We start from the raw sequence: 15277 nt of genomic DNA on the forward strand, positions 1-15277 counted from the left end.
GTATAATATACTAAGTGTTATTCTCAAGGAGCAGCATTGGAATGAAAATGCAGTTGGCAGAAATCGCCCAAGCCTTAAATACCAGTTGTGAAGGGGACGCAGAAACGGTCATTACCTCAGTGGCCTTTGACTCAAGAAAGATTAGCCAGGGCGCCCTCTTTGTCCCGATCAAGGGGGAAAGAGACGGCCACGATTTTGTGGGTTCAGCCATTGAAGCCGGCGCCAGCGCCACTTTGTGGGAAGCTGGCCACCCAAACAAGCCGGAAGGCATCGCGGTTTTAGAAGTTGCCGACACCTTGAAGGCCATGCGGGATCTGGCCCGCTACTACCTGCAGAAGGTCAACCCAACCGTGGTCGGCATCACCGGCTCAAACGGCAAGACCACGACCAAGGACATGGTGGCGGCGGTTCTGGCCAAGCGCTTCAACGTTTACAAGACCCAGGCCAACTTCAACAATGAAATCGGCGTGCCGATGACCATTTTGGAAATGAAGCCGATCACTGAAATCCTGGTTTTGGAAATGGGGATGGACCGGGCTGGCCAACTGCATGAACTGAGCCAGCTGGCCCGGCCGGATGTGGCGGTCATCACCATGATCGGGGAAGCCCATATCGAATTCTTCGGCAGCCGGGACAAGATCGCCGACGCCAAGATGGAAATCACGGACTTTTTGCAAGAAGACGGCGAATTCATCTACAACGGTGATGAACCCCTCCTGGCGGAAAGAGCCGCAAAGCTTTCCCAGGACAAGTCCACCTTCGGTTTCGCGGACTCTGACAGCATTCATGCCAGTGACCTCCGCAGCACCATGCACCATTCCTTCTTCAAGATTAACGGGACTGACCGGGAATTCTCAATTCCAATGATCGGCCGCCACAATGTGGCTAACGCCATGGCCGCTATTCTGGTTGGCCGCCACTTCGGGGAAAGTGACGAGGAAATCGCCGCTGGCCTGGCCAACTTCGTGCCAACGGCCAACCGGATGGAATGGGAAAAGGGCGACTGCGGCGAAGACATCATGAGCGATATCTACAACTCCAACCCAACGGCAGTTAAGGCCGTGACTGCCTCCTTTGGCCAGGTTCCAGTCAGTGAAGGCGGCCGCCGGATCGCGGTTTTGGCCGACATGCTGGAACTGGGCAGCCGGTCAGCCGACCTGCACAAGGGTCTGGCTGCCTGCCTGGACCCGGACAAGATCAACGTCCTTTACCTTTACGGGCCGGAGATGAACCACCTTTACCAGGCCCTGCTGGGCAAGTACGACCAGCAGAATCTGCACTACTACCCAGAAGACGAGATGAGCCATTTAATCGATGATTTAAAGAGCGACATCCACAGCCAGGACATCGTTTTGCTGAAGGGGTCCCACGGGATGCACCTGGAACGAGTCCTCGACAGACTGAAATAGGAGAACAATTTGAAATTTACTGAACTAGGATTGAACGATAATATCTTAAAGGCAATTAAGCGGTCAGGCTTTGAAGAAGCCACCCCGATCCAGGCCCAGACCATTCCTTTGGCTCTGGCAGGCCAGGACGTGATCGGCCAGGCCCAAACCGGGACGGGGAAGACAGCTGCCTTTGGTCTGCCAATCCTGCAAAAGCTGGACCTGGACAAGCAGGAGCAAGCCATCCAGGCCATCGTAATTGAACCAACCAGAGAACTGGCCATCCAGACCCAGGAAGAACTTTTCCGCCTGGGCAGAGACGAAAATGCCAAGGTCCAGGTCGTTTACGGCGGGGCGGACATTGGCCGGCAGATCCGGGCCTTGAAGAAGGTGCCGGAAATCCTGGTCGGAACTCCTGGCCGGCTTTTAGACCACTTGAAGCGCAAGACCATCAAGCTGGACGGCGTCAAGACAGTTGTTTTGGACGAAGCCGACGAAATGCTGGACATGGGCTTTATCCAGGATATCGAAAGCATCTTAACCTATGCTGAAAACCGGGACCAGACCCTCTTGTTCAGCGCGACCATGCCAAAGCCAATCCAGTCTTTGGGCGAAAAGTTCATGCATGACCCGCAAGTCGTGAAGATCCAGGCCAAGCAACTGACGGCTGATTTGATCGACCAGTACTTCGTCCGCGTCCGGGAAAACGAAAAGTTCGACACCATGTGCCGGCTGATCGACGTGGAAAATCCGGACCTGGCCGTGGTCTTTGGCCGGACCAAGCGCCGGGTTGACGAACTGACCCGGGGCCTGGTTGCCCGGGGCTACAACGCGGCCGGCATCCACGGCGACCTGACCCAGGCCCGGCGGATGCAGGTGCTCAAGCGCTTCAAGGAAGGGGAGCTTGACATTCTGGTGGCTACTGACGTGGCTGCCCGGGGCCTGGACATTTCCGGGGTTACCCATGTTTACAACTACGATATTCCGCAAGACCCGGACTCCTACGTCCACAGAATCGGCCGGACCGGCCGGGCCGGCAAGAGCGGGATGAGCGTGACCTTCGTGACGCCAAACGAGATCGGCTACATGCGGACTATCGAGGACTTGACCAAGAAGAAGATGTCTCCTCTGCGTCCGCCGACAGACGCCCAGGCCTTTGCCGGGCAGATGAAGCAGGCGGTCTTGAAGGTGGACGACCTGTTGAGCGGGGATTTGAGCAAGTATGACGACGCGGCGGAAAAGCTGCTGGAAAATTACTCAGCTGAAGACATCGCCGCTGCTTTGCTGAAGGAACTCTCTAACGACAGCGAGGTCACGGTTACCATCACCCCTGAAAACCCTCGCTCTTACCGGGGCAAGCACTCAGGCGGCCGCGGTAGCCGCAGCCGGAGCGGTAACAATAACTTCAAGGGCAAGCGCAATTTTGACAGAAAGAAGCGCAAGCCAGGCTTTAAGTTCCACGGCCGGAAGGGCTAAATTTTTAAAAAAAGTAAAAAGGACCGGGCTTTTGTCCCGGCCTTTTTCTCTTTGTGCTATTATTTAAACAGCGTGAGGTGGAAAGATGATCAAAAATATCGGTGTGGACCAGATTGAGGTGGACCGGATCGCCAAGGTCGTTGACCGGGGGGACGGCTTTGCCCGAAAGGTTCTGACCGACCGGGAATTTGCTCAGTACCAGGACTTGACTCATAAGCGGAAGATTGAGTACCTGGGCGGTCGCTTCGCCATCAAGGAGGCCTTCTCCAAGGCCTGGGGATCCGGGATTGGCCAGGCAGTTTCCTTTGAAGACGTGGAAACCTTGAGGACTGAGTCCGGAGCGCCCGTAACGACGTCGCGGATTTTTACGGGGCGGATTTTTTCCAGCATCGCGCATGATGATCACGAGATCGTCGCCGTGGTCGTGCTTGAAGAGCCGGCCGGCTGGCGCCGCGCGATCGGCAAACTATCGCACCTGTTATCTGGGAGGAAAAATGATCACAGCAGTTAATCGACCAGCAGCCCTGCATATCAACCTGGCTGCTATCAAGGAAAACACCCGGCAGGCCAAGGACCACTTGAAGCCGGGCCAGAAGCTCTTTTGCGTGGTTAAGGCCAATGCCTACGGGCATGGGGCATCGCGCCTGGCGCCGGTGATGGAAGAAGCCGGAGCAGACGGCTTCTGCGTGGCCATGCTGGATGAAGGGCTGGAACTACGCCGGGCTCAGATCGTCAAGCCAATCCTGGTCTTGGGCCTGCAACCGGCTGAAGAAGCCGCCCTGGCTGCCGTCAACGACATTTCTTTGCCGGTGTCCAGCCTGGACTGGCTCAAGAAAGCGGAAAAGGTCCTCCGCAAGGAAGGCCTGCAGCTGAAGATCCACCTGGCCATCGACTCCGGCATGGGCCGGATCGGCTTTAGCGAAGACGAAGACTTCAAGGCAGTCAACGAATATCTGCAAGGCAATGATGCCTTCTTTGTGGAAGGGATGTTCACCCACTTTGCTTCCGCTGACTCTGCTGATGCCAGCTACTTTGACTACCAGGTCAAGCGCTTCAAGCACATGGAAAGCCTGCTGACGGTCAAGCCAAAGTGGATCCACGTGGACAATACCGCGGCCATCCTCTTTGACAAGGACGTAGCCAGCGATATTGTCCGCTTCGGGATTGGCCTCTACGGGCTCAACCCTTCATCAGCCCCAGGCAGCCGGGACTTAGAGCCTGCTTTTGCCCTTAAGCCGGCCATGTCTTTTGTCAGTGAACTGACCTATGTCAAGCAGATCCACAAGGGCTACGGGGTCGGCTACGGGTCAACCCACATCGCAGAAGAAGACGAATGGATCGGGACCGTGCCGGTTGGCTACGCTGACGGCTGGATCCGGAAGTTCCAGGGCTTCAAGGTCAAGGTTGGGGACACTTACTGCCCGATCGTCGGCCGGGTCTGCATGGACCAGTTCATGGTTCTTTTGCCCAAGGAAGTGCCGGCTGGCACGCCAGTTGAACTGATCTCAGCTGATCCGGCAGCGCCAAACAGCCTGCGCCGGGCAGCTGACTGGCTGGATACCATCCACTATGAAGTGGCCTGCCAGTTTAACGACCGTCTGGACCGGATTTACGATAACGAATAAGATCAGGAAAAAACCTCCGAATTTTGCTTCGGAGGTTTTTAATATGCTTTTGCTTATTCTTCGTTCAAGAAGACGCCTGGCTTTTCTTCGCTCATAATGTTCATGCCGGCAGCCAGGTCTTCAACGGCAACGACTGGGAAGCCCTTGGCCTTGAGCTTCTTGCAGATGGCCTTCAGTTCAGTTTCCGGGGTCCCTTGCGGCAGGGTGAAGAGGGTCCGGCGGACGTACTTGCCGTCAAATTCGCTGGCTGGCGCGTCCAGAGTCATGGCCCCGGCCAGGTTGACAAACTTGGCGATGATCTTGGTCATCTTGGCCAAGTTGCCGCTGTCGTTGGTTGACAAGACAGTCAAGACGTAAGCCCCGGTCTTGATGTTCCAGGCTGAGGACAGCATGTCCAGCAGGCGGGCGTGGGTCAAGATGCCGTAGAAGGTGTTGTCAGTGTCCAAAACAGCAATGTAAGGCAAGTCCTTGATGGTAAAGAAGACTTGGAAGAATGGCGTGTTGATCTTGATGGTCTTGGTGGCGTTCTTCAAGAGGTAGGTTACCGGCAGGCTCATGTCCCCGCCTTGGGACTTGTGGCGGTAAATGTGCATCTTGTAGATGTTGCCGCGGAAGATCTTGCCGCTGTCATCCAGGATCGGCACGCAGCGGTAGCCGGAGCTTTCCAGTACCTTCAAGGCTTCTTCCAGGGTAGCATGTTCGTTGACAGTCGTCAGGTAGTCTTTCTTGATGACCAGTGATTTGATTAACATAGGATAACCTCCGTTATGTGGATTTACATGTAAATGTTTTCTTATCTCATACTTTCACATTATAGCATGCAGAAAAAATTAAAGACAGGTTAAAAGACAGGAAAGCGTAAGATTTTTGCCAGTTGTGCTAAAATTATTAAGATACAGCAAGTGAGGAGACTTTTGATGAAATTAATCGTTGCTTTGGGCAATCCTGGCCTTAAATATGAAAAAACCAAGCATAATACCGGCTTCATGGCCCTGGATCACTATTTAGATGAAAAAGGCCTGCGCCTGGACCGCGACAAGTTCACGGCCCTCTACGCCAAGGAGAAAGTGGCGGGCGAGGACGTGATCTTCATGGAGCCGCAGACCTACATGAACGAATCCGGCAGAGCCGTGGGCGCGGCGGCCAAGTTCTTCAAGATCGACCCCAGCGACATCCTAGTTATCCACGACGACATGGACATGCCAATCGCCAAGCTGCGGATCCGGGCCGGCGGCAAGTCGGGCGGCCACAACGGGATCAAGAGCATCATTGCCTGCCTGGGGACTGAGAAATTCAACCGCCTGAAGATTGGCATCCGGCACCCGGACAAGCAGAGCGTGGTTTCCTGGGTCCTGACTCCTTTTAATCCCGACCAGCAAAAGGAGCTGGAAGCCAGCTTTGCCAAGGTTGATCAGATCATTGACGACTTTATCGCTGGCAAAGACGCCCAGTATTTAATGAACCGTTACAATTAAAGACAAGCACACGAACATGCAAGTAATTGATTTTTTGAAAAAAGATCAAGGAGTGACTGCTTTTATCGCGAAAACGTCCCGGATCAAGAACTCCCTGCTTACAGGAGTCGAACGGGGCGCTTTTGCTGTCCTCATCCAGGCTTATTTAGCCCAGGTGGGCCAGCCCCTGCTTTTGATCGAAGAGAATGAATACAAGGCCCAGGAACGCTACAACGACCTAAGCCGGCTTTTGGCCGATGATGACCTGGAGCTTTTTGCCCTGGACGGGAACCTGGCCACGCAAACGGCGGTCAGTTCACCGGATGAACTCAGCAGCCGGATTCAGTGCTTGAACCTGCTCTTAAGCGGCCGGCCTGGTGTCGTGATCGCGACACCGCAGGGCCTGCAGTATCCGTTAAGTGCCCCGGCCCTGTTTAAAAAGGGACAGAAGCATTTTGCAGTTGGGGATGAAATTGCCCTACCCGACCTGGCCCAGTGGCTGAACCAGGCTGGCTACCACCGGGAAAACCTGGTAGTTAAGCCGGGCGAGTTCGCTATGCGGGGGGACATCGTCGACCTTTATCCTTTGGACCGGGAAAGCCCCCTGCGCCTGGAATTTTTCGGCGACGAAATCGACACGATCAAGACTTTTGACCTGACCAGCCAGCGCAGCCTGGAGGAATTGCCGGAAGCGACCGTACCAGCGGCCAGTGACCACGTCTTTACGGCAGAAGACTTGGACCGGGCGGGCCGGGAACTGGCCGGCGACCTGCCAAAGGAAGCAGCCGCCAGCTTGGAAATCGCCCAGGAAGCCTTAGCTAACGGGCAATTGCCGGATGACTGCGACCGCTACCTGGACTACCTTTTGCCTGAGTCTTTCAGTCTGCTGGACTACCTACCGGCTAAAGGATTGCTTTTGTTTAACGACTGGCAGCTGATCGCCGAAAGCGTCAAGAATATGGGCGCTATCAATGATGACTACCTGGCCAGCCAGATCGCCAGCAAGATGATGACCAGCCGGCAGAAGCTGCGCTTGGATTTTGACGCGGTGCTAAAGGCAGATTGCCACCACCGCCTCTATGTCAGTATGATGGCCCACTCCATGGGCCGGCTCCGTTTTGGCCAGCATTTGGCCTGGGACAGCCGGGAGCCGCAGCAGTTTTTCAGCCAGATGGAGCTTTTGAAAACTGAGCTGGACTCTTATGCCAAAAAGGGGCAGACGGTGGTCTTGCAGGTGTCCAGCCGCCGGCAAGCGGAGGAATTCAACCGGAGCTGCCGTGACTATGACATCTACCTGCCTTTGGCAGAAGCAGACGGCTTAAAAGAAGGCCGGGCCCAGCTGGTTATCGGCGGCTATGCCAGCGGCTTTGTCCTGCCGGACAGCGACCTGGTCTATCTGACGGAAAAGGAGCTTTTTAACCAAAACAAGCGGTCGAAGAAGCGGATCAAGACCCTGGAAAATGCCCAGCGCCTGCGCAGCTATACAGAGCTCAAGCCTGGCGACTATGTGGTCCACGTCAACCATGGTATCGGCCGCTTTGAAGGCATCCAGACCTTGGAAACCGACGGGAAAAAGCGGGACTACATCACTATCACCTACCAAAAGGGTGACCAGCTGTTTGTCCCGGCTGACCAATTGAGCTTGGTGCAAAAGTACGTGGCTTCAGAAGGCAAGCAGCCCCACGTCAACAAGCTAGGCGGCAGCGAGTGGGCCAAGACCAAGAAGCGGGTTGCGGCCAGAGTTGAGGACATCGCTGACGACTTGATCGACCTGTATGCAAAAAGAGAGGCGGAGAAGGGCTTTGCCTTTTCCCCGGATGGATCAGACCAGGCGGCCTTTGAAGCTGCCTTTCCTTATGAGCCAACCCCTGACCAATTGCGGGCTACTGCGGAAATCAAGGCTGACATGGAAAAGGCCAAGCCGATGGACCGGCTTTTGGTCGGGGATGTCGGCTTCGGGAAAACCGAAGTAGCCATGCGGGCAGCCTTTAAGGCCATCTGTGACGGCAAGCAGGTCGCCTTCTTGGTGCCCACGACCATCCTGGCCCAGCAGCACTACCAGACCATCAAGGACCGCTTTAAGGGCTTCCCAGTGGAAATTGCCAGCTTCTCCCGTTTCCAGGGCCAGGCCGAAAGCAAGAAGATCGTGGCCGGCCTGAAAGACGGCAGTATTGACTTGGTAGTCGGCACCCACCGGATTTTGTCCAAGGACGTCCAGTTCAAGGACCTGGGCCTGCTCATTATCGATGAAGAGCAGCGCTTTGGGGTGGCCCACAAGGAAAAGCTCAAGCAGCTGAAGACCAATATTGATGTTTTGACCCTAACGGCCACTCCGATCCCGCGGACTCTGCACATGTCCATGATCGGGATCAGAGACCTGTCAGTCATGGAAACGCCGCCGCAAAACCGGTATCCAATCCAGACTTATGTCCTGGAACAGTTGCCAGGCACGGTCAAGGAGGCCTGCCAAAGGGAAATGCAGCGGGGCGGCCAGGTCTTTTACCTGCACAACCGGGTCGGGGACATCGAAGAAACGATTGCCCGCTTGGAGCAGCTTTTGCCAGAGGCCCGGATCGCCTATGCCCATGGGCAGATGAGTGAAAACCAATTGGAAGACATCTTGAGCCGCTTTTTGGACCGGGAATTCGACATTTTGGTCACCACGACCATCATTGAAACCGGGATCGACATGCCTAATGTCAACACCATGATCATTGAAGATGCCGACCACTACGGCCTCAGCCAGCTCTACCAATTGCGGGGCCGGATCGGCCGGTCAGCCCGCCTGGCCTATGCCTACTTCCTCTACCAGCCAAACAAGGTTCTGACGGAAGTGGGGGAAAAGCGTCTGGACGCCATGCGGGACTTTACCGAGCTGGGGGCAGGCTTCAAGATCGCCATGCGGGACTTGTCCATCCGCGGGGCCGGCAACATGCTGGGGGCCCAGCAGCACGGCTTTATCGACAGCGTCGGCTACGACCTCTACTCCCAGATGCTGGCTGACGCCATCAAGGAGCGGCAGGGGAAGAAGCCAGTCAAAAAGAGCAATGCCGAGGTCGACCTGGGCCTGGAAGCTTATATTCCAGAAGACTACATCGCCGACCAGGAGCAGAAGATCGAATTTTACAAGAAGATCAAGGGGATCGGCAGCCTGCAGGATCGGGAAGACATCGAAGATGAGCTCCTGGACCGCTTTGGTGACTATCCGGCAGCTGTTGAGAACCTGCTCAACGTGGCCAGCCTGAAGGCCAGCTGCGACTTGGCCCAGATCTTGACTCTGGTCAAGGAAAAGGCCCAGATCCGGGTCATTTTCAGTGATTATGGCAGCCGGGAAATGGAAGGTCCAAACATCTTCAAGGCCCTGGAACATGTTTCCTGGAAGGCCCGGATCGCACTTGGCGCCCAAAAGCGCCTGGTGGTTACCCTGCTTTTGCCAGACAAGCTGACCCGGCGGGCCATGTTCACGGAACTGGGCACTTTTGCCAAGGACGCGGCGGAGATCATCCAGCGGTAATTTTTTAAGAGCAAAAAGTTAAAGTAGGAAAAGTTAAAAAAGCAAAAATTAACAGACAGGAGACAAGCATGAGAATCGACAAATTTTTGAAAATATCCCGCCTGGTCAAGCGCAGAACGGTGGCCAAGGAAATGGCTGACCAGGGCCGGGTAAGCGTGAACGGCAAGACCGTCAAGTCCAGCTACAACGTGGTTGTCGGCGATGTAATCGCCGTCGCTTACGGAACCAGGGTAATTAAGGCCAGGGTCCTGGACTTGCGGGAAACGACCAAAAAGGCGGAAGCCGGGGACTTATACGAATTAGTCGACTAATGACTTTTTTCACCAAAGCTGATATACTGAATCTGTTATATGATTTTAGGATAGGGTAGACAGTGATGGGGAACAACAGAGGAAATCAGCAAAATGTAACGCCGCTGCGGCCGGACCAGGATGTCCGCCGCCTGAAGAAGCGGCAGATCAAATTCAGGGAAGTCCACCGGGTCCGGCGCAACCGGCTGCTGGCCTTGATCTTGCTGGTCTTTGCCGTCTTGGGCTTCCAGCTGGCCATGACCAAGGCCCGGACGGCCAAGATCCAGAAGCAGGTCAGCCAGAACCAGGCAACCTTGACCAAGATCAAGAAGAATAAGGAAAAGCTGACCAATGAGCGCGACGATATGAAGGACAGCGACTACGTGGCTAAGGTGATCCGCTACAAGTACAAGTACACTAAAGACGGTGAGCGGATCTACAACATCAAGGAAAAGGGCGATAACTGATGAATTACAAAGTTGGCCAGCGCCTTGACGGAGTAATCAACAATGTGACAGACCTGGGCATCTTCGTGACCCTGCCCAAGCATAAGAGCGGCCTTGTTCACCGCAATGACTTTGGCAGCGACTGGCCAAGAGAGCGGCAGCACTGGCAGGCAGGCGACCAGGTTAGAGTAGTGGTCCAGAACCTGCGCAAGGGTCGGCTGGACTTGTCCATCCGCCGGGTCAACGATCCGGATCTGATCGACCCGACCAACCAGTTCAGCCAGTTGCGGGCCGGCGACTTTGCCCGGGTCCTCAACCAGGTTGACCAGGAGGCGCGAGCAGAAATAGAGCAGCTGGAAGCTGCCTTGAAATAAAAACGGCCCGAGGGGCCGTTTTTTGTATGGACGAGGGAGTAAAGCATGGACATTGAAAAAAGACTATTGGCCTTTTTCGCCGAAGAAGGCCTGCCTTTGGAAGGAAATTTCTTGGTCGCGGCCAGCGGTGGTCCGGATTCCATGGCGCTTTTGGATTTAATGCGGCGCTTGCCAGGCGGCTTTCAGCTCTACGCGGCCCACTTAGACCACCAGCTGCGGGCTGACAGCCAAAAAGAGAGCCAGTTGCTGCGGGCCTACTGCCATAAGTACCAGCTTTCCCTGTATGAAAGCGTCTGGCCCAAGTCCCTTCATCCGGAAAGCGGCCTGGAAGCAGCGGCCAGGGACTACCGCTATAACTTCTTGTTTGAAGTGGCCCGGCAGGTCAAGGCAGACTACCTGCTGACAGCCCACCACGGGGACGACTTGCTGGAAAATATCCTGCTCAAGCTGGTCCGGTCAGGTATTCCCAGGGAAATGAACAGCCTCAAACCTGTCAGCCAGCGGGGGCAGGTCAAGCTGGTCCGGCCGCTTCTGGCGGTTGGCAAGGCGGACCTTTTGGCTTACGCGAAAAAGCAGGGGCTGGAATATGTCGAAGACGAGACCAACTTTACAGGTATCACGGCCCGCAACCGCCTGCGCCAGGAGGTCGTCCCGCTTTTGAAAAAGGAGAGTCCGGACCTCTTGGAAAATGCCTGGCGCTTCAGCCAGGAAATGACGGCGGAAGAAGACTACTTTGCCCAGGCAGCTGGCAAGTTGCCGGAGCCGGAGCCCTTCTTTGGCGGCTGGCGGATTCCTAAAGCGGCCGGGCAGGCGGAAAGCGAGCTGGTCAAGGCCTACCTGGAGAATTTTATCCAAAAAAAGTACAATAAAAGAGTCCAGCTGGACCGGATTCTGTTAGCCAACCGGCAAAGCCAGGAAAAAGGGGGGCTCCATCTCAGCTTTTACCAGGGCCACTACTGGCTTTATCCGGTCAAGCAGCCGGCTCCCAGCCCCCTGGAAGAAGTTGTGGCCGGCCAGCCCTTCTTTTTCAGAGGAAATTGTTATCTGTTAAGTGAGGAAAAGCGAGAGGAAAGTCCCCTGGCGGAAATATCATTTCCCGGGAAATTATCTGCCGGGAGCTTGCCAAACGGCCAGCGCCTGCTTTTAAAAGACGGCCGCCGGACTAAGAGCAAGAAGCTTTTTGCGGCGGCTGGAATTCCGCTTGCCTTGCGGGGCAACTGCCTCAGCCTTTTTGCTGGCCAAGAAGCAGTTTATGTTGCAGGCTGCTACCAGCAGGCAGTTAAAGAAGGAAAAAGGCCGCTGTATTTGTACCAAGTGAAAACATGCAAGAAAGGCAGATAAAAACTTCGATAGTTGCCGGCTTTTATGTTAAAATTTGGGGGAGTAATTCTTCGATCTGACGGAGGTCATTTATGAAAAATAATCGGAATCGACTATTTAGCAATGGTCTATTCTACATAGTCGTATTTTTGCTTCTCCTCTGGGGAATCAATTGGGCCCTTGGCGGCAGCAGCAATTCCGGTGCAACTGAAACCATCAGTTACTCGGAATTCGTGAAGAAGCTGCGCAATGGCGAAATCAAGGACTTTAACGTGCAGCCGTCCAACGGGGTCTACTCCGTAACCGGTAGCTACAAGTCAAGTCAAACCAAGTCATCCTCAAGCTCAGATATCTTTGGCGGAAACACCTCCTCCAAGGTGACTGGCTTCTCAACCACGATGCTGGGAAACGACTCCAGCGTCAAGAAGGTCCAGGACCTGGCCCAGTCTGAGAACGTCAAGATGAGCACCCAGGGTGAATCACAATCCAGCAACTGGATCTCAACGATCATCATGCTGGTGCCAACTGTCCTCTTCATCGTCTTGATGGTCATGATGATGAACCAAGGCGGCAGCCGCGGCCAGGGCGGCGGCATCATGAACTTCGGCCGCTCCAACGTCAAGCCGCAGGACCCGAAGAAGAACAAGGTCCGCTTTGACGACGTGGCCGGTGAAGAAGAAGAAAAGCAGGAACTGGTGGAAGTTGTCGAATTCTTGAAGAACCCGGCAAGATACACCAAGCTGGGGGCAAGAATCCCGTCCGGTGTCCTGCTTGAGGGGCCTCCGGGTACTGGTAAGACCTTGCTGGCCAAGGCCGTAGCCGGTGAAGCGGGCGTACCTTTCTTCTCCATCTCTGGTTCAGACTTCGTTGAAATGTTCGTCGGGGTCGGGGCCAGCCGTGTCCGTGACCTGTTCACCAACGCCAAGAAGAACGCGCCAAGCATCATCTTCATCGACGAAATCGACGCCATCGGCCGCCAGCGTGGCAATGGCCAGGGCGGCGGCAACGATGAACGTGAACAAACCTTGAACCAGCTGCTGGTTGAAATGGACGGCTTCGAAGGCGACGAAGGCGTTATCGTCATGGCCGCGACCAACCGGTCTGACGTGCTTGACCCGGCCTTGACCCGGCCAGGCCGGTTTGACCGGAAGGTCCTGGTTGGTCCTCCGGACGTCAAGGGCCGGGAAGCCATCCTGCGCGTTCACGCCAAGAACAAGCCGCTGGCTGACGACGTCGACTTGAAGGAAGTTGCCCGTCAGACTCCTGGCTTTGTCGGGGCTGACCTGGAAAACGTCCTTAACGAAGCTGCCTTAGTCGCAGCCCGCCGGAACGGGACCAAGATCACCGCGGCCGACATCGATGAAGCTGAAGACCGGGTAATCGCTGGTCCAGCCAAGAAGGACCGGATGATTTCCAAGAAGGAACGCGAACGCGTGGCCTTCCACGAAGCCGGTCACTCAATCTGTGGTCTGGTCCTGAGCGACTCAAGAACTGTCCGCAAGGTGACCATCGTGCCTCGTGGCCGGGCAGGCGGCTACAACATCATGCTGCCGAAGGACGACCAGTTCATCTTGACCAAGAAGCAGCTCTTTGAGCAAATCGTTGGTTTGATGGGTGGCCGGGCCGGTGAAGAAGTCGTGGTCAGCGACCAGTCAACTGGGGCTTCAAACGACTTTGAACAAGCCACGGCAATCGCCCGCAGCATGGTGGTCAACTACGGGATGACCGATGAACTGGGCATGGTTGAACTGGAAAAGGAAGGCGAAGGCACTCCTTACGGCTTCAAGCCTTATAGTGAAGCAACTGCGGCCAAGATCGACGAAGCGGTCAAGAAGATCCTGGACGAAGCCCACGCCAAGGCGGTTGAAATTGTTGAAAACAACCGGGAAAAGCACCGGATCATTGCTGAAGCCCTGCTGAAGTACGAAACTCTGGATGAAAAGCAAATCTACTCACTCTACAAGACTGGGAAGATGCCTGAAAAGTTCAGCGAAGAGTTCCCATCTGAAGCCAAGGCCTTGAGCTATGAAGAAGCCAAGGAAGCTGCGCAGAAGCGGGCAGAAGAAAAGGTGGAAGAAGATACTGCTGAAAAGCAAGCTCTGCCGACGCCAAGCGAAAGCGACCTGTCAAAGGATCCTGAAAAGGACGACAATGACGCTCCTAGTCAGAAGACTGAACAAACAGACGATTCAGACAAGGATGAATAGAAGAAATAGAGCCGGCAACGGCTCTATTTTTATGGAGGAAAATCATGAACGACTACTTAATCAAAGCAATCAATGCCAGCAAGGACCTGCGCCTTTTGACCATTAACGGCAAGGACCTGGTCGCTGAAGCGCAAAAGCGGCACGACACCTGGTCAGCTTCTTCAGCTGTATTAGGCCGGAGCCTTTTGGGCGCGCTTCTCTTAGCCGGGGCAGAATTAAAGGGTGACCAGGAACTGACTTTGCGCCTCTTGGGCGATGGCCCGGTTGGGGCAGCCGTGGTTACGGCCAAGTCAGATTTGACTGTTAAGGGCTATGTCCAAAATAACCACGTGGCCTTGCCGGCCAGAGAAGACGGTCACATCGACGTTAAGAGGGCTGTCGGCAAGGGCTGGTTGCAGGTAACCAAGGACCTGGGCTTAAAGCAGCCTTACACCGGTGAAGTGCCGATCGTGTCCGGGGAAATCGCTGAAGACTTGACCTACTACCTGGCCAAGTCAGAACAGATCCCGTCAGCTGTTGGCCTGTCGGTTTTCGTCAACCCGAACGACACCATCGGGGCCGCGGGTGGCTTTTTGCTCCAGGCACTGCCAGGGGCCAGCGAAGAACTCCTGCAGGAAACTGAAGACCGGATCAAGGCCCTGCCGCAGCTCTCATCCGCCTTTTTGGACGGGATGACGCCGGAAGACTTGGCCAAGAAGATCCTGGGCGATGACTGCAAGATCCTGGAAAAGGACGAGGTCTCCTACCACTGCGACTGCTCCAAGGAAAAGTACGCCGGCATGCTGGAGACTTTGAAGGGCAGCCAGCTCAAGGAAATGATCGACGAAGACCACGGAGCTGAACTGGTCTGCAACTTCTGCGGGAACAAGTACAATTTTACGGAAGCAGAACTGCAAGCCATTTTGGACAAAAAGCTGGGAAAATAACATTTTCTCCCTTGACGAAAAGTAAAAATTACTTTATGCTCTAATTATAGTTAAATTAAGTAAAGCTTAAAAAGATGAGTAGTCAGGGGAAGCCTCTACAGAGAACTGTTGGTGCTGAGAAACAGGAGGCGGAAGCTGGCGAAGATGGTCTTGTGTTGGCATGGTCCCGGCGAGTCGCTGATAAGCCGGACCCGCTTAACGCCCGTTAGCGCGTTCAGATCTTCTGACTGGAAGACTTCAAGGGCCCTGGCCGTGAG

13 protein-coding genes are annotated in these 15277 nt (G+C 55.0%); 12 read left to right on the top strand and 1 reads right to left on the bottom strand.

The window, feature by feature from the left end; translation table 11 throughout:
* Positions 1-41 precede the first annotated feature (41 nt).
* The 4 genes from DS743_RS05320 (at position 42) to alr (ending at position 4489) form a co-directional block, all read left to right on the top strand.
* Positions 42-1409 carry a UDP-N-acetylmuramoyl-tripeptide--D-alanyl-D-alanine ligase gene (locus DS743_RS05320; protein ID WP_002878688.1) on the top strand — a complete coding sequence of 456 codons (1368 nt, stop codon included), beginning with the start codon at positions 42-44 and terminating at the stop codon, positions 1407-1409.
* Positions 1410-1418: 9 nt separating this feature from the next.
* Positions 1419-2864 (top strand): degradosome RNA helicase CshA, encoded by a 1446-nt coding sequence (cshA, locus tag DS743_RS05325; RefSeq protein WP_035183879.1) that lies wholly within the window; start codon positions 1419-1421, stop codon positions 2862-2864.
* Between the two features lie 85 nt (positions 2865-2949).
* On the top strand, positions 2950-3375 hold the full coding sequence (acpS, locus tag DS743_RS05330) for a holo-ACP synthase (RefSeq protein WP_013439088.1): 426 nt from the start codon (positions 2950-2952) through the stop codon (positions 3373-3375).
* Positions 3359-4489 carry an alanine racemase gene (gene alr / locus DS743_RS05335; RefSeq protein ID WP_002878684.1) on the top strand — a complete coding sequence of 377 codons (1131 nt, stop codon included), beginning with the start codon at positions 3359-3361 and terminating at the stop codon, positions 4487-4489. The genes acpS and alr overlap by 17 nt, the downstream gene beginning before the upstream one ends.
* Positions 4490-4542: 53 nt before the next feature.
* Here the strand turns inward: alr and cbpA are convergent, their stop codons facing one another.
* Positions 4543-5241, bottom strand: a complete 699-nt coding sequence (gene cbpA / locus DS743_RS05340; RefSeq protein WP_141372479.1) for a cyclic di-AMP binding protein CbpA — start codon at positions 5239-5241, stop codon at positions 4543-4545.
* Positions 5242-5406: 165 nt separating this feature from the next.
* On the opposite strand from cbpA, the gene pth reads away from it, so the two are divergent.
* The 8 genes from pth (at position 5407) to hslO (ending at position 15020) form a co-directional block, all read left to right on the top strand.
* Positions 5407-5964 carry an aminoacyl-tRNA hydrolase gene (pth, locus tag DS743_RS05345; protein ID WP_003612856.1) on the top strand — a complete coding sequence of 186 codons (558 nt, stop codon included), beginning with the start codon at positions 5407-5409 and terminating at the stop codon, positions 5962-5964.
* Between the two features lie 16 nt (positions 5965-5980).
* A complete protein-coding gene (gene mfd, locus DS743_RS05350; RefSeq protein ID WP_072544246.1) occupies positions 5981-9457 on the top strand; it encodes a transcription-repair coupling factor in 3477 nt (1158 codons plus the stop codon).
* 68 nt (positions 9458-9525) lie between these two features.
* Positions 9526-9768 carry an RNA-binding S4 domain-containing protein gene (locus DS743_RS05355; RefSeq protein ID WP_002878680.1) on the top strand — a complete coding sequence of 81 codons (243 nt, stop codon included), beginning with the start codon at positions 9526-9528 and terminating at the stop codon, positions 9766-9768.
* A gap of 65 nt (positions 9769-9833) precedes the next feature.
* Positions 9834-10214: an FtsB family cell division protein gene (locus DS743_RS05360; protein WP_002878679.1), complete on the top strand. Its 381-nt coding sequence runs from the start codon at positions 9834-9836 to the stop codon at positions 10212-10214.
* Positions 10214-10567, top strand: a complete 354-nt coding sequence (locus DS743_RS05365; protein ID WP_002878677.1) for a S1 RNA-binding domain-containing protein — start codon at positions 10214-10216, stop codon at positions 10565-10567. Before DS743_RS05360 ends, DS743_RS05365 begins: the two co-directional genes overlap by 1 nt.
* Positions 10568-10612: 45 nt before the next feature.
* Positions 10613-11908 carry a tRNA lysidine(34) synthetase TilS gene (gene tilS / locus DS743_RS05370; RefSeq protein ID WP_072544245.1) on the top strand — a complete coding sequence of 432 codons (1296 nt, stop codon included), beginning with the start codon at positions 10613-10615 and terminating at the stop codon, positions 11906-11908.
* Positions 11909-11979: 71 nt separating this feature from the next.
* Positions 11980-14094 carry an ATP-dependent zinc metalloprotease FtsH gene (gene ftsH / locus DS743_RS05375; RefSeq protein ID WP_016395842.1) on the top strand — a complete coding sequence of 705 codons (2115 nt, stop codon included), beginning with the start codon at positions 11980-11982 and terminating at the stop codon, positions 14092-14094.
* A 44-nt stretch (positions 14095-14138) separates the two neighbouring features.
* The gene (gene hslO / locus DS743_RS05380; protein WP_035183870.1) at positions 14139-15020 is read left to right on the top strand and encodes an Hsp33 family molecular chaperone HslO; all 882 of its coding nucleotides are present in this window, start codon (positions 14139-14141) and stop codon (positions 15018-15020) included.
* Positions 15021-15277 lie beyond the last annotated feature (257 nt).

Source organism: Lactobacillus leichmannii, assembly GCF_024701915.1.
Classification (GTDB): domain Bacteria; phylum Bacillota; class Bacilli; order Lactobacillales; family Lactobacillaceae; genus Lactobacillus; species Lactobacillus delbrueckii.